This window comes from Enterobacter sp. MGH85 (assembly GCF_001037655.1).
Lineage (GTDB): Bacteria > Pseudomonadota > Gammaproteobacteria > Enterobacterales > Enterobacteriaceae > Enterobacter > Enterobacter intestinihominis.
This window is the reverse complement of record NZ_KQ089925.1, coordinates 4,620,772-4,637,040: the sequence shown is the minus strand read 5'-3', so window position 1 is coordinate 4,637,040 and position 16,269 is coordinate 4,620,772. Positions and strand designations below refer to the sequence as shown.

General features: G+C 55.2%; 20 protein-coding genes. 15 read left to right on the top strand and 5 right to left on the bottom strand.

Going from position 1 to position 16,269, the window contains the following annotated elements; translation table 11 throughout:
- Nucleotides 1–2: 2 nt before the first annotated feature.
- On the bottom strand, nt 3–1,163 hold the full coding sequence (ampH, locus tag SK51_RS22150) for a D-alanyl-D-alanine-carboxypeptidase/endopeptidase AmpH (protein ID WP_022647200.1): 1,161 nt from the start codon (nt 1,161–1,163) through the stop codon (nt 3–5).
- Between the two features lie 204 nt (nt 1,164–1,367).
- On the opposite strand from ampH, the gene SK51_RS22145 reads away from it, so the two are divergent.
- The 3 genes from SK51_RS22145 (at nt 1,368) to SK51_RS22135 (ending at nt 4,346) form a co-directional block, all read left to right on the top strand.
- Nucleotides 1,368–1,901: an isochorismatase family protein gene (locus tag SK51_RS22145; RefSeq protein WP_048207141.1), complete on the top strand. Its 534-nt coding sequence runs from the start codon at nt 1,368–1,370 to the stop codon at nt 1,899–1,901.
- Nucleotides 1,902–2,015: 114 nt separating this feature from the next.
- Nucleotides 2,016–3,236 (top strand): peptide antibiotic transporter SbmA, encoded by a 1,221-nt coding sequence (sbmA, locus tag SK51_RS22140; RefSeq protein ID WP_023305558.1) that lies wholly within the window; start codon nt 2,016–2,018, stop codon nt 3,234–3,236.
- 12 nt (nt 3,237–3,248) lie between these two features.
- Nucleotides 3,249–4,346, top strand: a complete 1,098-nt coding sequence (locus SK51_RS22135) for a DUF1615 domain-containing protein (RefSeq protein ID WP_048207139.1) — start codon at nt 3,249–3,251, stop codon at nt 4,344–4,346.
- Here the strand turns inward: SK51_RS22135 and SK51_RS22130 are convergent, their stop codons facing one another.
- Nucleotides 4,347–4,649 (bottom strand): DUF2755 family protein, encoded by a 303-nt coding sequence (locus SK51_RS22130; RefSeq protein WP_003859159.1) that lies wholly within the window; start codon nt 4,647–4,649, stop codon nt 4,347–4,349. It abuts the gene before it with no gap.
- A gap of 248 nt (nt 4,650–4,897) precedes the next feature.
- On the opposite strand from SK51_RS22130, the gene SK51_RS22125 reads away from it, so the two are divergent.
- Nucleotides 4,898–5,116 carry a DUF2754 domain-containing protein gene (locus SK51_RS22125; protein WP_022647204.1) on the top strand — a complete coding sequence of 73 codons (219 nt, stop codon included), beginning with the start codon at nt 4,898–4,900 and terminating at the stop codon, nt 5,114–5,116.
- A 3-nt stretch (nt 5,117–5,119) separates the two neighbouring features.
- Here the strand turns inward: SK51_RS22125 and ddlA are convergent, their stop codons facing one another.
- Nucleotides 5,120–6,217 (bottom strand): D-alanine--D-alanine ligase, encoded by a 1,098-nt coding sequence (ddlA, locus tag SK51_RS22120; protein WP_022647205.1) that lies wholly within the window; start codon nt 6,215–6,217, stop codon nt 5,120–5,122.
- A 104-nt stretch (nt 6,218–6,321) separates the two neighbouring features.
- Between ddlA and SK51_RS22115 the strand changes: the two genes are divergently transcribed.
- The 5 genes from SK51_RS22115 (at nt 6,322) to adrA (ending at nt 10,678) form a co-directional block, all read left to right on the top strand.
- Nucleotides 6,322–7,005, top strand: coding sequence for an extensin-like domain-containing protein (locus SK51_RS22115; RefSeq protein WP_023305560.1), 684 nt, complete (start codon nt 6,322–6,324; stop codon nt 7,003–7,005).
- 169 nt (nt 7,006–7,174) lie between these two features.
- Complete coding sequence (locus tag SK51_RS22110; protein WP_023305561.1) at nt 7,175–8,398, top strand: multidrug efflux MFS transporter; 1,224 nt, start codon at nt 7,175–7,177, stop codon at nt 8,396–8,398.
- A 199-nt stretch (nt 8,399–8,597) separates the two neighbouring features.
- Nucleotides 8,598–8,858, top strand: a complete 261-nt coding sequence (iraP, locus tag SK51_RS22105) for an anti-adapter protein IraP (RefSeq protein ID WP_003859148.1) — start codon at nt 8,598–8,600, stop codon at nt 8,856–8,858.
- A gap of 293 nt (nt 8,859–9,151) precedes the next feature.
- Nucleotides 9,152–9,472 (top strand): phosphate starvation-inducible protein PsiF, encoded by a 321-nt coding sequence (gene psiF / locus SK51_RS22100; protein WP_022647208.1) that lies wholly within the window; start codon nt 9,152–9,154, stop codon nt 9,470–9,472.
- Nucleotides 9,473–9,574: 102 nt separating this feature from the next.
- Nucleotides 9,575–10,678 carry a diguanylate cyclase AdrA gene (gene adrA / locus SK51_RS22095; RefSeq protein ID WP_023305562.1) on the top strand — a complete coding sequence of 368 codons (1,104 nt, stop codon included), beginning with the start codon at nt 9,575–9,577 and terminating at the stop codon, nt 10,676–10,678.
- 16 nt (nt 10,679–10,694) lie between these two features.
- Here the strand turns inward: adrA and proC are convergent, their stop codons facing one another.
- A complete protein-coding gene (gene proC / locus SK51_RS22090; RefSeq protein ID WP_023305563.1) occupies nt 10,695–11,504 on the bottom strand; it encodes a pyrroline-5-carboxylate reductase in 810 nt (269 codons plus the stop codon).
- A gap of 97 nt (nt 11,505–11,601) precedes the next feature.
- Between proC and SK51_RS22085 the strand changes: the two genes are divergently transcribed.
- From SK51_RS22085 to ppnP, 5 genes are all read left to right on the top strand, one after another.
- The gene (locus tag SK51_RS22085) at nt 11,602–12,060 is read left to right on the top strand and encodes a YaiI/YqxD family protein (protein WP_022647211.1); all 459 of its coding nucleotides are present in this window, start codon (nt 11,602–11,604) and stop codon (nt 12,058–12,060) included.
- Nucleotides 12,061–12,204: 144 nt separating this feature from the next.
- A complete protein-coding gene (gene aroL / locus SK51_RS22080) occupies nt 12,205–12,729 on the top strand; it encodes a shikimate kinase AroL (RefSeq protein ID WP_023305564.1) in 525 nt (174 codons plus the stop codon).
- Between the two features lie 44 nt (nt 12,730–12,773).
- The gene (gene yaiA / locus SK51_RS22075) at nt 12,774–12,965 is read left to right on the top strand and encodes a protein YaiA (RefSeq protein ID WP_023305565.1); all 192 of its coding nucleotides are present in this window, start codon (nt 12,774–12,776) and stop codon (nt 12,963–12,965) included.
- A 236-nt stretch (nt 12,966–13,201) separates the two neighbouring features.
- Complete coding sequence (locus SK51_RS22070) at nt 13,202–13,879, top strand: AroM family protein (protein ID WP_003859133.1); 678 nt, start codon at nt 13,202–13,204, stop codon at nt 13,877–13,879.
- Nucleotides 13,880–13,950: 71 nt separating this feature from the next.
- Nucleotides 13,951–14,238: a pyrimidine/purine nucleoside phosphorylase gene (gene ppnP / locus SK51_RS22065; RefSeq protein ID WP_003859131.1), complete on the top strand. Its 288-nt coding sequence runs from the start codon at nt 13,951–13,953 to the stop codon at nt 14,236–14,238.
- Nucleotides 14,239–14,285: 47 nt separating this feature from the next.
- Here ppnP and rdgC read toward each other — a convergent pair whose 3' ends face one another.
- A complete protein-coding gene (rdgC, locus tag SK51_RS22060; RefSeq protein ID WP_006809928.1) occupies nt 14,286–15,200 on the bottom strand; it encodes a recombination-associated protein RdgC in 915 nt (304 codons plus the stop codon).
- A 123-nt stretch (nt 15,201–15,323) separates the two neighbouring features.
- Here rdgC and mak point away from each other — a divergent pair, with 123 nt between their 5' ends.
- A complete protein-coding gene (mak, locus tag SK51_RS22055) occupies nt 15,324–16,229 on the top strand; it encodes a fructokinase (protein ID WP_003859127.1) in 906 nt (301 codons plus the stop codon).
- Nucleotides 16,230–16,269 lie beyond the last annotated feature (40 nt).

Sequence of the window (16,269 nt, the reverse complement as noted above, 5' to 3'; positions counted from 1 at the left end):
GCTCAGTTAGCGGCCGTAAGTACCTGCGCTTTATTGGCGCTCAGCTCGGCTACAAGGTTATTTACGCCATCACTCATATTCACGAAGCGGGTGTTCGGTGACCGGGTGACCACCACAAAAGCGCCCACGTTTGATTGCGGAATCATCGCCATGTAGGTGATGAATCCGCCACCCCCACCGGTTTTTTGAATAATACCCGGGCGACCATCTTTTGGCGCCATATATACCCAGCCCATGCCGAGGGCATCGGCTTTACCGGGAACATCCATACCAATGACGCGACGTAACTGAGCACGCTGGTAGATGAGCGTCTGCATTCGGTCGGCCTGATTACTGCGCGCGTAAAAATCCGATGAGAGGAACTGTTGCATCCAGCGCATCATGTCGCCAGGCGTAGAGTAAACCCCACCGCTGCCAATGGCTGCCAGCGTGTTATTACACGGGCTGGCCCCTTTTTCCGCCACCATCAGACGCTTGCACTGGTCCGGGGAGGGGGTGTAAGTAGTATCTTTCATCCCGAGCGGACGCGTGATTTGCTCTTCAAACAGCTGAGGGTAAGGCTTACCTGATGCCGTTGCTAACGCGTCGGCCAGCAGATCAAACGCCAGGTTAGAATAGCCAGCCTGAGAACCCGGAGCCGATTTCAGCGTTGCGGTGCTCAGGTAATTCCAGCGTTGTTCGCGAGTTGGCCAGACAAAGACAGGGCGATGCGCAGCGCCACCGGGCTGTTCTCGCGGCAGGGCGCTGGTATGGGTCGCCAGGTTCACCAGCCTGATCGGCGTTCCCTGATATGTCGGAACGCGAGCGCCGGGTGGCGCATATTTGCTGAGTGGATCGTCGAGTTTTACCACGCCCTGATCGAGCAATTTCACCAGCATTTCGCTGGTCATCAGCTTGGTTATCGACGCGACACGGATAACGGAATCCAGCTGCGGGCGAACGTTATTTCCCGGTCGTGTTTCACCGAAGCTGCGAAACACCCGCTGGTTACCGTCGATCACGACCAGCGCCATTCCCGTCGCACCACTGCCGTAATAAATAAGGTTCGCATAGCGATCGGCAATGTCAGAGGCCAGAACCGGTGCCGTCAGAGGCTGTGCTGCCTGGGCGGTGGACAGGCTCACCGCACACAGCGCGGCGAAAGAGAGCAGACAACGTTTCAACGAAAAGCATCCATCCAGTGAATAAGGAGAGTTACGGGTAGTTATACTACTAATCGGCGTCGGGCAATCGTCCGATTTGCATAACGATAGCGAGAAAAACGTAACCGTGGGTAAATTTGCACAATTTACTTACGGCCAGACTCCCATTTTGTGACATCGGGCTTATGATAGTCACCAGTTACATTCATTATTGCGGAGAACGGTATGTCTGAAAAGCGTGTGGTTTTGGTGGTTGATATGCAGAATGGGGTGTTTAAGACGCCGCGCCATCAGAGTGAGAAATGTGTCTCACTGATCAATCAGCTTACCCAGGCTGCTGAGGCCGTTATTTTCATACAGCATACTGAAGCTGGCGGGCTAGAGGAGCGGAGCGAAGGGTTTGCATTGCTGCCCGATCTCAACCAGCCGGCAGGGGCGTTTTACGTCACGAAGACCGCTTGCGATGCCTTCTATAACACTTCGCTCGAGGCACTGTTGCGCGAACAGGAGATCGATGAATTTATTATCTGCGGCTGCGCGACGGATTATTGTGTCGATGCCACCTTTAAAAACGGTGTCAGCCGGGGCTACCACATCACGGTTGCGGAGGATGCCCACACCACGGCCAATCGTCCAGCGGCCGATGCCCAGGTTCTGATCGCGCACTATAACGATGTCTGGCGTAACTTCATCGCCCCTGCCAACCCGCCTTCGGTGAAACGCACCGAAACAATTCTTGAAAACTGGAAAGCGAACTAATAATTCACCCGCAGGTCTGACTTTTTTGCCTGAGCCGGGAGGCTGGCCCAGGCAAGGTTTCGTGTGGCGATATGTTAAACACAGCAACAGCCATAACAACAAGAAGGAAGCACAATGTTTAAGTCTTTTTTCCCAAAGCCGGGGCCCTTTTTCCTGTCGGCATTTATTTGGGCACTGCTGGCTGTCATTTTCTGGCAGGCCGGTGGCGGCGCGTGGCTGACCCGTCTTACGGGGGCAACGGGCGACATTCCCATTAGCGCTGCGCGCTTCTGGTCCATGAGCTATCTGCTTTTCTACGCCTATTACATGCTCTGCGTGGGGCTTTTTGCCATGTTCTGGTTTATCTATTCGCCTCACCGCTGGCAATACTGGTCGATTCTCGGCACGTCGTTAATCATCTTTGTCACCTGGTTCCTGGTGGAAGTTGGCGTGGCGGTCAACGCCTGGTATGCGCCGTTTTACGATCTGATCCAGACGGCGCTGAGTTCGCCGCATAAAGTGACCATTAACCAGTTCTACCATGAGGTGGGGATCTTCCTCGGCATCGCCCTCATCGCCGTGGTGATCGGCGTGATGAATAACTTTTTCGTCAGTCACTATGTGTTCCGCTGGCGTACCGCGATGAACGAACACTATATGGCGCACTGGCAGCACCTGCGTCATATCGAAGGTGCCGCACAGCGTGTGCAGGAAGACACCATGCGTTTTGCCTCTACACTCGAAGATATGGGCGTGAGCTTTATTAATGCCATCATGACGCTGATCGCCTTCCTGCCGGTGCTGGTGACGCTCTCATCCCACGTTCCGGAACTGCCGATTGTCGGCCATCTGCCGTACGGCCTGGTCATTGCCGCGATTGTCTGGTCGCTGATGGGAACGGGACTGCTGGCAGTGGTGGGGATCAAGCTGCCGGGGCTGGAATTTAAAAACCAGCGCGTGGAAGCGGCCTACCGTAAAGAGCTGGTGTATGGTGAAGACGATGCCAACCGTGCGTCACCGCCTACCGTGCGTGAGCTGTTTGGCGCCGTACGTCGTAATTACTTCCGCCTCTATTTCCATTACATGTATTTCAATATCGCGCGCATCCTTTATCTTCAGGTTGATAACGTTTTCGGGTTGTTCCTGCTGTTCCCGTCCATCGTTGCGGGTACGATTACGCTCGGTCTGATGACCCAGATCACCAACGTTTTTGGTCAGGTTCGCGGTTCGTTCCAGTACCTGATTAGCTCCTGGACTACGCTGGTGGAGCTGATGTCCATCTACAAACGTTTACGCAGTTTCGAGCGTGAGCTGGACGATAAGGATTTGCAGGAAGTCACCCATACATTAGGTTAAAAAGGAATTGCTATGCCATTTGCCGTACCACGTGCATTACCGCTGACGTTACTCGCCGCCGTCGTGCTGGCGGGCTGTGCCGAGAAAGGGGCCGCCCCGCTCAAAGAAGGGGAGAAGCCCGTTGATGTGGCGAGCGTGGTGCGGCAAAAAATGCCCGCCAGCGTGAAGGATCGCAGTGAGTGGGCTGATGCGCTGGCAACGACCTTTAAAAGTCAGAAGATCGCGCCTACCGAGGAGAACATCTGCTCTGTACTGGCGGTGGCGCAGCAGGAATCGATGTATCAGTCAGATCCTGTTGTGCCTGGCCTGAACAAAATCGCCTGGAAGGAGATCGACCGCCGGGCCGAATCGATGCATATCCCGGTTTTCCTGGTACATACCGCACTTAAAATCACCTCGCCAAACGGGAAAAGCTACAGCGAACGGCTGGATACGGTGAAAACCGAGAGGCAGCTCAGCGCCATTTTCGATGATTTCATCAATATGGTGCCGATGGGGCAGACGCTGTTTGGCTCGCTGAATCCGGTACATACCGGCGGTCCGATGCAGGTAAGCATCGCATTTGCGGAAAAGCATACCGACGGCTATCCGTGGGATATCGACGGTACGGTGCGTCAGGAAGTCTTCTCCCTGCGCGGTGGGCTGTGGTTTGGGACGTATCACCTGCTGAATTATCCGGCCAACTACGATAAACCGCTGTATCGTTTTGCCGACTTTAACGCGGGCTGGTATGCCAGCCGAAATGCAGCCTTCCAGAATGCGGTAAGCCGCGCCAGCGGTGTGAAGCTCGCTTTGGATGGCGATCTCATTGCTTACGGCAGCAGCGAGGCAGGGTCCACCGAACGGGCAGTGCGAAAACTTTCGACGAAGCTGGAGATGAGCAACAGTGACATTCGCCGACAGCTGGAGAAGGGTGACAGCCTGGCGTTTGAGAAAACGGATCTGTATAAGCAGGTTTTCGCGCTTGCAGAGAAGAAAAGTGGAAAGGCACTACCCAGAGCCATTCTGCCAGGCATTCAGCTTGAAAGCCCGAAGATCACGCGTAACCTGACGACCGCATGGTTCGCAAAACGCGTGGACGATCGTCGGGCTCGCTGTATGGGACTGTAATCAGTGGCGGTTGCGCCAGCGCAGCACGAGCGCAATCACGCCCAGAACCATGCTGCCCGCGAGGAAGGGAATGAGCCCGAATACGGTGCTCACGCCTAAACCGATTTCAACGCGCGGGCGGCCGGTATCCTGCACCTGCATCAGATGCTCATACACGCCAGGGGCATGCACCAGCATGTTCAGCAGTTGGGTTCCTGCCCAGAAACAAAACAGAACAAACAGGGCATAGGCAATATTCCCCGCCGTGGAGGTTTTTGGTTGTTTTCCGCCAAAAATCGGTTTCGACAATGTAAAGTCTGCCATAAGACCTCCCGAAAATATCACTCTGTTTTAATACGCGTCGTACAGGGTGAGTGTGACAGGTCATAGCATTTGTCAATATCAGAATCGTGGGAAATTCGGCTCAGGATTTCTCCTGGATTGTCGATTTCTGCATCACGTCACAAATTGATAACATAAGTGAAACTGCGCTGCTTTTCAGAATTTACGTATCCGCCACAGACGGCTTTATCAAACTGTGAGAGGATAGTTTTTTTTCTGCCGGAGTTGTCATGAAGCTCACTTCCAAACTACGCCGTGACTGGCATTACTACGCCTTTGCGATCGGGCTGATCTTTATACTCAACGGTGTTGTCGGGCTGCTGGGATTTGAAGCGAAGGGCTGGCAAACCTATGCGGTTGGGCTGGTGACCTGGGTAATCAGTTTCTGGCTGGCGGGATTCATTATCCGCCGTCGTCCCGATGAGACGACGGCAGAGAAAGCCGACTAACCGTCAGTTAACAGAGCTTTTCAGGGCGCTGTCAGCGGCGTGACGCTCCAGCGCCAGTTCAATCAGGCGGGTGATCAGTTCCGGATAGCTTATTCCGCTGGCCTGCCACAATTTCGGGTACATGCTGATATTGGTAAAGCCCGGCAGGGTGTTGATTTCGTTAATCACCACCTCGTTATCCGCCGTCAGAAACACATCGACGCGCGCCATCCCACTGCATCCCAGCGCCTGATAGGCTTCAACGGCGATCGCCCGGATCTTGTCGTTAACGTCAGGATCGAGCGCGGCGGGAACCACAACCTGGGCACCTTTGTCGTCAATATATTTGGTGTCGTAGGAGTAGAAGTCGCTATTCAGCACCACTTCACCACAGGTACTCGCCTGCGGGAAGTCGTTACCCAGTACGGCGCACTCAATTTCGCGCCCGTTAATTCCCTGCTCAACCACCACCTTGTGGTCAAACTCAAAGGCCAGACGAACGGCATCGTTAAACTGTGCTTCGCTGGTGACTTTGCTGACGCCGACGGACGAGCCCTGATTCGCCGGTTTCACGAACAGCGGCAGGCCGAGTTGCGCCTGGATCTGCGCGAAGCTGTGTTTATCGCGGTTGGCGCGAGTGAGCGTGACGAACGGTGCAATATTCAGACCGGCGTCGCGCAGCAGACGTTTTGTGACGTCTTTATCCATGCAGGCGGCAGAACCCAGCACATCGGAGCCGACAAACGGCAGGTTCGCCATCCGCAACATGCCTTGCAGGGAGCCGTCTTCGCCCAGCGTGCCGTGAACGATAGGGAACACCACGTCAATCTGTGCCAGCGCCTGCGCGTTCCCGGCATCGATAAGCTGTCCCTGTGCCACGCCTGGAACCGTTGCGACGCTGATATCAGAAGGATTAAGGGCGATGCGCGCCGGATCATCAGCGTGTAACAGATACTGGCTGGCATCGTTAACATGCCATTGGCCCTGTTTATCAATGCCCAGCAGCACCACGTCAAAACGGCTTTTATCAATCGCATCAACGATATTTTTAGCCGATTGCAATGACACCTCGTGCTCTGATGATTTTCCCCCAAAGACAATACCTACGCGCTGCTTTGCCATCTCACTCTCTTCCAGTCTGACGAAAAGCCAATAACATACCACGATGCCCGGCGGGTTTCGCGGCCTTCTGCCATAATGTTTTGAGGGATGTTGAAGGGGGGCGCGTGAAAGGAAAAGGTCTGCTTATTCTTATTGTTATTGCCGGGATCGCCACGGTGGGCTACCGCTGGTTGCCGCCGCATTACAACCCTTTCGTGCCGCTTACGCTTGACGATCCGCCAGGAAAAATAACCCAGTTTAAACTCCGGCGCTTAACGCCGCAGGCGTGCGAAAACCTGTTAGCGCAGGCGAATCAACGCCAGCTTATCCGTACCCAGGCGGTCGCTGACAGCGCCGGGGAATGTCCGCTGAGTAACGTGGTGCGCGTGCGCGATTTTGGCCCAGTGAGCCTGAACAGCAGCTTCCTTGCCAGTTGCCCGCTGGCGTTAAGCTCGGCGCTGTTTGTCAGCCAGCAGGCCCGGCCGCTCACCAAAACCTGGACCGGCAGCGAGCTTACGCGTATTGAACATCTGGGCAGCTTCGCCTGCCGCAATATCTACAGCCGCCCGGATGCGCGGCGCAGCGAACATGCCACGGCGGATGCGCTGGATATCAGCGCTTTCAGGCTGGCAAACGGACAGCGTGTTACCGTCCTCAACGGCTGGAAAGCGGAAAAGACGCAGCCCTGGCTACAGGCCCTGCTGTCGGCAAGCTGCGGCTATTACGGTAACGGTCTGGGGCCGGACTACAATGCCGCCCATGCCAACCATTTCCATCTGGGAATGCGCGGCTATGGCTTATGTCGATGAAGCATAATCTTCCGCCGAAAATTGGATAGATTGTGACTTATCTCACAAATATGATGACTGGGAAGATAAAACACCAAAGTCTGCAAGGCCGCATCTCTGGCGCTATGTCATTGCGCGTAACTTGCTAATCTGTCGGCGAATTCGCCTAAAAATGAAGACTATTTCTGTTATGGAATCCTGGAAAGTTAACCTCATTTCAGTCTGGTTCGGCTGCTTCTTCACCGGACTGGCTATCAGCCAGATATTGCCCTTCCTGCCGCTTTACGTGTCGCAGCTGGGGGTCACTTCCCATGAAGCGCTCTCTATGTGGTCCGGCCTGACGTTCAGCGTGACGTTTCTGGTGTCCGCCATTGTGTCACCGATGTGGGGCAGCCTTGCGGATCGCAAGGGGCGCAAGTTGATGCTGCTCCGCGCCTCGCTGGGGATGGCGATAGCCATTTTGCTCCAGGCCTTCGCCACCAACGTCTGGCAGCTGTTTATTCTGCGGGCGATAATGGGGCTGACCTCCGGGTACATTCCGAATGCCATGGCGCTGGTGGCCTCACAGGTACCGCGCGAGCGGAGCGGCTGGGCACTCAGCACGCTTTCCACGGCCCAGATTAGCGGTGTAATTGGCGGCCCCCTGCTCGGCGGCTTCCTGGCTGACCATGTTGGGCTGCGCGCGGTCTTTATCATTACCGCCATCCTGCTAACGGTCAGCTTTCTGGTCACCCTTTTTCTGATTAAAGAGGGCGGTCGGCCTGTCGTCAGCAAATCAGAACGCCTGAGCGGAAAGGCGGTTTTCGCCTCGCTACCTTATCCTGGCCTGATGATTAGCCTTTTTGTGACAACGATGGTGATCCAGCTCTGTAACGGCTCGGTGGGACCGATTCTGGCGCTGTTTATCAAGTCGATGGCACCGGACAGCAGCAACATTGCTTTTTTGAGCGGGATGATTGCCGCCGTGCCGGGCGTGTCGGCGCTGATGTCCGCTCCGCGTCTGGGGAAACTGGGCGACAGGATCGGTACGGCACGCATTCTGATGGCAACGCTCATCATTGCGGTGCTCCTTTTCTTTGCCATGTCGTTCGTCACGACACCGCTTCAGCTCGGGGTGTTGCGCTTCCTGCTTGGCTTCGCGGATGGTGCTATGCTGCCCGCTGTACAGACGCTGCTGGTGAAATATTCCAGTGACCAGGTAACCGGCCGCATTTTTGGCTACAACCAGTCGTTCATGTATTTAGGCAACGTAGCGGGCCCGCTTATTGGCGCCTCGGTCTCGGCGATGGCGGGTTTCCGCTGGGTATTTGCCGCGACGGCGGTGGTGGTGCTTCTCAATATTATTCAACTGGCCTTTGCCTTGCGCCGTCGCCGGCGAATCGCTGAGGCAAAGTCAGCCCGGCAAACACGATAATATATTATTAATTCTTATGATGGCCGCATTTTTATATAACGAAATGCGGCTTATGTCTTTTAGAAAAACGTTTCGCTTGCGCTCCGAAATATCTTTTTTGGCAGCAATGTCACTTTTGCATAAGATAAAACCAATCCATGCTTTTCATTATTCAGTGAGGGTGTTAATTTCAGGGGAAATCACATAAGGACATAGCACCATGAAAAATCTCATTGCTGAGTTGTTGGTTAAGCTTGCCCAAAAGGAAGAAGAGTCGAAAGAGCTGGTTGCCCAGGTCGAGGCGCTGGAGATCGTTGTGACGGCGCTGCTGCGACAGATGGCAAAACCAGAGCAGGAGGCGTTGATCGACAACGTTGAAGGCGCGCTGGAAAAAGCTCGCCCTGATTCACAGGTGCCTGCAGAGGACGCGGAGCTGCTTCAGCAATACGTAAAGAAGCTTTTAAGGCATCCTCGCAGTTAACCGGCCAGAGGTGAAATGACGTGTCACAGAATTGTCATGCAGGATGCCTGGCGTCGCTCTGTTTTTATTTTTACCCTGTTACCATGGGGAAATTAAAATGAAGCAGAGCACACTTTTCACCGCATTAAACTCGCTCGTAATTACCTCCTCCGTTCCTGTGAAACCGGTTAATAATAATCGCGCTGCGACGGGACTGAAATAACCCTGAATCACGGTGAAAATCATGGTGCAGGGTGGTTTTTTTCCCGTAACGAACCAGACTTAACGTGGAACTTCACATAAAGGATGGTGCAATGAAAACGACAATACTGGTTACCCTGCTCTCTGGCCTGTGTCTGATCGCCTCAGCACATGCGGAAGAGAAAACGTTAACGCCCCAGCAGCAGCGCATGACGACCTGTAACCAACAGGCGACCTCGCAAAGTCTGAAAGGGGATGCCCGTAAAACGTATATGAGCGACTGCCTTAAAAATGGTACGACCAAACCGGGTGAAAAAAGCCTGACCCCGCAGCAGCAAAAAATGCGCGAGTGCAATGCCCAGGCGACACAGCAGATGCTTAAAGGCGACGATCGCAGCAAGTTTATGAGCGCGTGCCTGAAAAAACAGGCGTAGTGCTAACGGGTGAGTCACGGCTGTGGCTCACCCAAAATTTCATACTTTCCCCGCTATCCCCCTCTCTATAATTTGGGAAAATGTTTCAGAATATTCCCAAAAATGATGAATGATGAGTTTTATGACAATCACGAGAACATTCGGGAAGCGTGGTATCAGCAGCTTTCTCAGGATGACTCATACCGTTCCGGTCTGCGATTTGCCCGGCGAATACGGCTGGCACGCATCGTTGGTCTGGCGGCGCTGTTTGTTCCGCTTGCCAGCGTTCTGGTGAGTCAGCTTCTTTCTGGCGTCTGGTGGTTGTTATTGGTGGGCTGGGTCTTTGTCTGGCCCCATCTGGCCTGGCAGCTGGCTTTTCGTTCGACCTGCCCCCACAGCGGTGAAATCGTTAATCTGAAAATCGATGCCATCATTGCTGGCGTCTGGATGGGATTAATAGGGTTCAATGCGCTGCCAACGGCGGCGCTGATCGTGATGATCGGCATGAACATGATGGGATCGGGGGGATGCCGCTTATTTCTGACAGGACTTGCGCTGCTTGCTCTGTCTGCCCTGCTCACCGTGCAATCCACGGGTACTCCTGTGCTATTGACCTCTGAACCGCTGGCGTTGTGGCTGACGCTCCCCGTGCTGGTGGTCTACCCCATGCTGTTTGCCTGGCTCAGCCACCGCACGGCGATCCGGCTGGCAGAGCATAAGCGTCGGCTTGAGCTGATGAGTACCCGCGACGGAATGACCGGCGTGTTCAATCGCCGCCACTGGGAAACGCTGCTGCGGAACGAATTTGAGGCCTGCCGTCGCAGCCATCGACAGGCGACGATACTGCTCATCGATATCGATCACTTCAAGACGATCAACGACACCTGGGGGCATGACGTGGGGGATGAAGCGATTGTTGCCATCACGCGCCAGCTTCAGCTGACCCTGCGCGCAGGCGATTATATTGGCCGCTTCGGGGGAGATGAATTTGCGGTGATCATGTCCGGCACGCCTGCCGACAACGCGATTGCGGCGATGGCGCGCGTCCATGAAAGGCTGGTCAACATGCCGCTGCACGGAGCACCTATGGCGAGGTTGTGTATCAGCGTTGGGGTTGCCCCCTGGGGGGCGCAGTTCACGCACTATCGTGAATGGCTAAAGGCCGCGGACGTGGCCCTCTATAAAGCCAAAAATGCCGGACGGGGTCGCACCGAAGTGGCCGCCTGACGCCCGGCGTAACGCATCAGGACTTACTCAGCTTCTCTGATTTTTCCATGCATTTTTCCATCGCCTCGATCACGGCGGAGCGGAACCCGCGCTCTTCCAGCACGCGCACGGCTTCAATGGTTGTGCCACCCGGCGAGCACACCATATCTTTCAGTTCGCCCGGATGTTTACCCGTTTCCAGCACCATTTTGGCCGAGCCCATCACCGCCTGCGCCGCAAATTTGTAGGCCTGCGCGCGCGGCATACCGCCAAGTACGGCGGCATCGGCCATGGCTTCGATAAACATAAAGACATACGCCGGGGCAGAACCGCTCACGCCGACAACCGGGTGGATCATCGGTTCGGCAATCACTTCCGCTTCGCCGAAGCAGCGGAAAATGTTCAATACATCCGCCACCTCTTCAGAAGTAACCAGCGCGTTCGGGGTAACGGAGGTCATACCGGCATTTACCAGCGACGGGGTGTTTGGCATGGCGCGAACAATCTTACGGTCGTGCCCCAGCGCGCGGGCGAGCTGATCGAGGGTCACGCCTGCGGCAATCGACACCACCAGGCTCTCTTTGTTCAGGCTGGAGGTGATCTCGCTCAGGACTTTAATCATGATATTCGGCTTAACGGCGCCAAAGACAATGTCCGCCACCTGAGCCACTTCCTGCGCGCTTTCGGCGGCGTTGATACCATACTCATCACGCAGCGCCGCGACTTTATCCGGGGATGGGGTGAAGACCCAAATCTGCCCCGGCAGCACCTGGCCGCTGGCTATCAGTCCACCGAGGATAGCTTTACCCATGTTTCCGCAGCCGATAAACCCGATTTTCTTATCCATCACGTCTCTCCGTTATTATGCGTTGTTATCTCTCATTGATAGCTTAACAACGAAATGCAGGCGACAATAGTCGCCAAAATCATAATGGGGAGACACTATGGCGATTTGGGTTGATGCGGACGCGTGTCCGAATGTGATTAAAGAGATTTTATTCCGCGCCGCCGAGCGGGTGCAGATGCCGATGACGCTGGTGGCGAACCAGAATATCCGCGTGCCGCCCTCCAGGTTTATTCGTTCTCTGCGCGTGCCGGCCGGGTTCGACGTGGCAGATAATGAGATAGTACGCCTGTGTGACGCAGGAGATCTGGTGATCACGGCGGATATCCCGCTGGCTGCCGACGTGCTGGCGAAGGGGGCCGCGGCGCTTAACCCGCGCGGCGAGCGCTACTCTCCGGCAACGATCCGGGAGAAGCTCACCATGCGTGATTTTATGGATACCCTGCGTTCCAGCGGCGTGCAAACCGGTGGGCCGGACAGCCTGTCGCAGCGCGATCGCCAGCAGTTTGCCGCCGAGCTGGATAAATGGCTGCTGGAAGTGAAGCGCCGCCCGGCGTAGCCCACCTCCGGGCTGTTTTGTGGTACAGTGTGACTTCCACAGGCTTGTCATTCCGTACCGCTTTGCAGTAAAGTTAGCGCAACATCTTCTGCAATCATTTCTTTACAGCCTTCAGTTATCCGGCAGCAAGGGGAACACCTGGTTATGAACCCACCCATCTTTTTAGTTGGCCCTCGCGGCTGTGGGAAAACCACCGTTGGTCTGGAGCTGGCGCGTCTGTGCCAGAGTCAGTTTGTCGATACTGACCACTGGCTCCAGGAGAATGCCGGTAAGACCATCGCCGATATCGTGGAGAATGAGGGGTGGGAGAGCTTTCGTGCGCGCGAAACGGCCACGCTGGAAGCGGTGACCGCGCCGTCAACCGTGATTGCGACCGGTGGAGGCATTATTCTGGCGCCGTATAACCGCCAGTTTATGCGCGAAAAGGGTGTCGTAATCTACCTCTGTGCCCCGGTTTCTACGCTGGTGGGGCGGCTGGAGGCGTTTCCGGAAGAAGGGCAGCGCCCGGCGCTGACCGCGAAACCGCTGAGTGAAGAGGTCAGCGAGGTCCTCGCCGAACGCGATGCACTGTACCGCGAGGCGGCACACCACGTTGTGGATGCGTCAGCGTCACCCGAGAAAGTTGCGATTCAGATTATTACCGCCCTGCGTTTGGCTTGCGCCAGCTGACAGCCGTCTATACTCATAGCTCAGACATAAAAAAAGGATGAGCTATGCCAACCAGACCTCCCTATCCACGTGAAGCCCGCATCGTTACCGTTGAAAAAGGTAATAGCGATCAGACCGTAACCTGGTACCAGCTGCGTGCCGATCACCCTAAACCTGATTCGCTGATCAGCGAACATGAAACCGAACAAGAAGCGCTGGATGCGAAACGGCGCTATGAGGATCCTGAGAAGTCCTGACAGGAATCCGAATTCGTTACAACCGTGCCTGAATCACACTTTTAACATATCGCTGATGTTAAGCAGCAGTTAATATTTAGTTATTACAGGTGGATTCGGAAAGGCCAGTCGATCTTTACATTACGGTGTAGAGATCCCCTGCTACGCTTGGTGCTGTTTTGTTGAATAAATGAACAGTGCAGCGTAGTGAGCCTGTACCTGTGTGGCAGTAGTGGTAGTAACGGAAGGCGATCAAAATGAAGGCGACGTTGGCGATCCTCACGATTGGTGTGGTGCCTGTAAGCGAAGTATTACCGCTCTTAACCGAGCATGTCTCTGAACAACAAATTACGCATCTCAGTCTGTTAGGGAAGCTGAGTCGGGAAGAGGTCATGGAAGACTACGCAGTCGGGGAGGGGGAAGATCCCCTGGCAACGTTACTCAGTGACGGTAAACTGGCGCACGTGTCACGCCAGAAAATTGAGCGCGCGCTACAGGGTGTGATCGAAGTGCTCGACAATCAGGACTATGACGTCATTTTGCTGATGAGCACAGCACCCGTTAAAGGACTCAGCGCGCGTAATGCCATTCTGCTCGAACCGATGCGGATTATCCCCCCGCTGGTGGCGTCAATTGTTGATGGTCATCAGGTGGGCGTGATCGTTCCCGTAGAAGAACTGCTGGATAACCAGACGGTGAAGTGGGCCGCGCTGGAGCACACCCCGTTGTACGCGCTGGCAAACCCGTTCTGGGACAGCGAAGCGAAGCTGATTGCGGCCGGGCAGGAGTTGATTGACAGAGGGGCGGATGTCCTGATGCTGGACTGCCTGGGCTTCCATCAACGGCATCGTGATTTACTGCAAAAGGCGCTGGATGTTCCGGTGCTGCTCTCTAACGTCCTGATGGCGCGTCTGGCGTCAGAATTACTGGTGTAATGATTTTGCGTGACAGGTCATGAGCATGGCCCCTATAGTGGATTTTTCTCTATAAATATAAGGGCCAGTTCATGCTTCAAAGTAACGAATACTTTTCCGGTAAAGTGAAATCCATTGGTTTTACCAGCAGCAGCACTGGCCGCGCCAGTGTCGGCGTCATGGCGGAAGGGGAATACACCTTTGGCACCGCAGAAGCGGAAGAGATGACGGTGGTCAGTGGTGCGCTGAACGTCCTGCTGCCGGGTGAAACGGAGTGGAAAGTCTATAGTGCCGGGCAGGTGTTCAACGTGCCGGGCCACAGCGAGTTCCATTTGCAGGTTGCAGAGCCAACCTCTTATCTGTGCCGCTATCTGAAATAAAAGCATGCCGGGTGGCGCATTCGCTTACCCGGCCTACGTTTTGCCTGTCAACGCTGCGCTTCGCCGCCGAGACCTTCCACCAGGTTCTGGATCAGCGCCGCCAGCTCGCCGGTCATCAGGATAAAGTCTGCGTCAAAGCGCTGAGCATAATCTTCGCGGTCGATATCTTCGTTCTGATCGCGCAGTTCATCGCAGAATTTAAGGCGCTTCACGGAGCCGTCATCACACATCACAAACTGAATGCGCTGCTGCCAGTCGAGTGCCAGTTTAGTCACCACTTTGCCCGCTTCAATGTGCACGGCGATCTCGTCGCTCACCAGATCCTGTTTCTTCGCGCGGATCACGCCGCCATCTTCCAGCAGCGCTTTCAGCTCTGCTTCATCAAGGATCTGGAAGCCCTGCGCGGCAGTCCCGCTGCGCACCCACTCAGTCAGGGTCAGCTCAATCGGCGTCTCCAGTGCCAGCGGTACCACCGGTAATGAGCCAAGGCTCTTACGCAGCAGCGCCAGCGTATCTTCCGCTTTTTTGGCGCTGGCGCAGTCGACCATGATCAGCCCGTTCACGGTGTCGATCCACATCATGGTCTGGCTAAAGCGGCTAAAGGCGCGCGGCAGCAGCGAGTGCAGCACTTCATCCTTCAGTGAATCTTTTTCGGTTTTTTTAAGCTTACGGCCCTGTTCAGCTTCCAGCTTGAAGATCTTCGCTTCGAGCGCCTGCTTCACCACAGGCGTCGGCAGGATCTTCTCTTCTTTGCGGGCGCAAACGATGATTTGCCCCGTGCTGCTGGCGTGGGTCAGCGCATCGCTTTGAGAACCCATTGGCGGAACCCAGCCGGTTTTTGCCATATCCTGGCTACCGCAAGGGGTAAAGGAGTAAGCGGCTAACTGTTTTTCCATCTCTTCTGCACGCAGCGAAACGTCGCGGCTGAGACGGTAAACCATCAAATTTTTGAACCACAGCATGATAATTTCCACGGCCTTGTCGTTAAATCAGCGGGCATGATAACGAATTGTCGCATCGCTTGCATTGCTAATCGGGAAGCGGGCTTCTACTCTGTTGATAATCAAAATAATGAGGAGTGTCTTGTGCGTATTGGGATTGATTTGGGCGGCACCAAAACAGAAGTTATTGCGTTGAGCGAGCAGGGGGAGCAACTGTTTCGCCACCGTCTGCCTACGCCGCGCGATGATTATCACCAGACCATAGAGACGATTGCCCGTCTGGTCGATATGGCAGAGCAGGCAACGGGCGAGACGGGCACGGTCGGGATGGGGATCCCCGGCTCCATTTCGCCGTATACCGGCGTGGTGAAAAATGCCAACTCTACCTGGCTCAACGGTCAGCCGTTTGATAAAGACTTAAGCCAGCGTCTGAACCGGGAAGTGCGTCTGGCAAATGACGCTAACTGCCTGGCGGTCTCTGAGGCCGTAGATGGCGCAGCGGCTGGCGCGCAGACCGTATTTGCGGTCATTATCGGTACCGGCTGCGGGGCGGGCGTGGCCTTCGGTGGGCGCTCGCATATTGGCGGCAACGGCACCGCAGGTGAGTGGGGGCACAACCCGTTACCGTGGATGGACGAAGATGAACTCAAATACCGTGCCGAGGTGCCGTGCTACTGTGGCAAGCAGGGCTGTATTGAGACTTTTATTTCCGGCACGGGGTTTGCCACCGATTATCATCGTCTGAGCGGCCAGCCGCTGAAAGGCAACGAGATTATGCGTCTGGTTGAGGAACAGGATCCGGTGGCTGAACTGGCGCTCAGCCGCTACGAAATGCGGTTGGCTAAATCACTGGCGCATGTGATCAATATCCTCGATCCGGACGTGATTGTGCTGGGCGGCGGCATGAGCAACGTTGACCGGCTGTACGCGACGGTGCCAACGCTGGTGAAACAGTGGGTATTTGGGGGCGAATGCGAAACGCCGATCCGCAAAGCCGTCCATGGAGATTCCAGCGGTGTGCGCGGCGCGGCGTGGCTCTGGCCGGAATAAACGCAAAACGGCAACTTGCGTTGCCGTTTTTGATGTTTGT

Bases quoted from the DNA above. Each gene is read 5' to 3' on its own strand.
- SK51_RS22145 (WP_048207141.1), top strand. From the start codon at position 1,368: ATGTCTGAAAAGCGTGTGGTTTTGGTGGTTGATATGCAGAATGGGGTG.
- sbmA (WP_023305558.1), top strand. From the start codon at position 2,016: ATGTTTAAGTCTTTTTTCCCAAAGCCGGGGCCCTTTTTCCTGTCGGCA.
- SK51_RS22135 (WP_048207139.1), top strand. From the start codon at position 3,249: ATGCCATTTGCCGTACCACGTGCATTACCGCTGACGTTACTCGCCGCC.
- SK51_RS22130 (WP_003859159.1), bottom strand. From the start codon at position 4,649: ATGGCAGACTTTACATTGTCGAAACCGATTTTTGGCGGAAAACAACCA.
- SK51_RS22125 (WP_022647204.1), top strand. From the start codon at position 4,898: ATGAAGCTCACTTCCAAACTACGCCGTGACTGGCATTACTACGCCTTT.
- ddlA (WP_022647205.1), bottom strand. From the start codon at position 6,217: ATGGCAAAGCAGCGCGTAGGTATTGTCTTTGGGGGAAAATCATCAGAG.
- SK51_RS22110 (WP_023305561.1), top strand. From the start codon at position 7,175: ATGGAATCCTGGAAAGTTAACCTCATTTCAGTCTGGTTCGGCTGCTTC.
- iraP (WP_003859148.1), top strand. From the start codon at position 8,598: ATGAAAAATCTCATTGCTGAGTTGTTGGTTAAGCTTGCCCAAAAGGAA.
- psiF (WP_022647208.1), top strand. From the start codon at position 9,152: ATGAAAACGACAATACTGGTTACCCTGCTCTCTGGCCTGTGTCTGATC.
- adrA (WP_023305562.1), top strand. From the start codon at position 9,575: ATGATGAATGATGAGTTTTATGACAATCACGAGAACATTCGGGAAGCG.
- proC (WP_023305563.1), bottom strand. From the start codon at position 11,504: ATGGATAAGAAAATCGGGTTTATCGGCTGCGGAAACATGGGTAAAGCT.
- SK51_RS22085 (WP_022647211.1), top strand. From the start codon at position 11,602: ATGGCGATTTGGGTTGATGCGGACGCGTGTCCGAATGTGATTAAAGAG.
- aroL (WP_023305564.1), top strand. From the start codon at position 12,205: ATGAACCCACCCATCTTTTTAGTTGGCCCTCGCGGCTGTGGGAAAACC.
- yaiA (WP_023305565.1), top strand. From the start codon at position 12,774: ATGCCAACCAGACCTCCCTATCCACGTGAAGCCCGCATCGTTACCGTT.
- SK51_RS22070 (WP_003859133.1), top strand. From the start codon at position 13,202: ATGAAGGCGACGTTGGCGATCCTCACGATTGGTGTGGTGCCTGTAAGC.
- ppnP (WP_003859131.1), top strand. From the start codon at position 13,951: ATGCTTCAAAGTAACGAATACTTTTCCGGTAAAGTGAAATCCATTGGT.
- rdgC (WP_006809928.1), bottom strand. From the start codon at position 15,200: ATGCTGTGGTTCAAAAATTTGATGGTTTACCGTCTCAGCCGCGACGTT.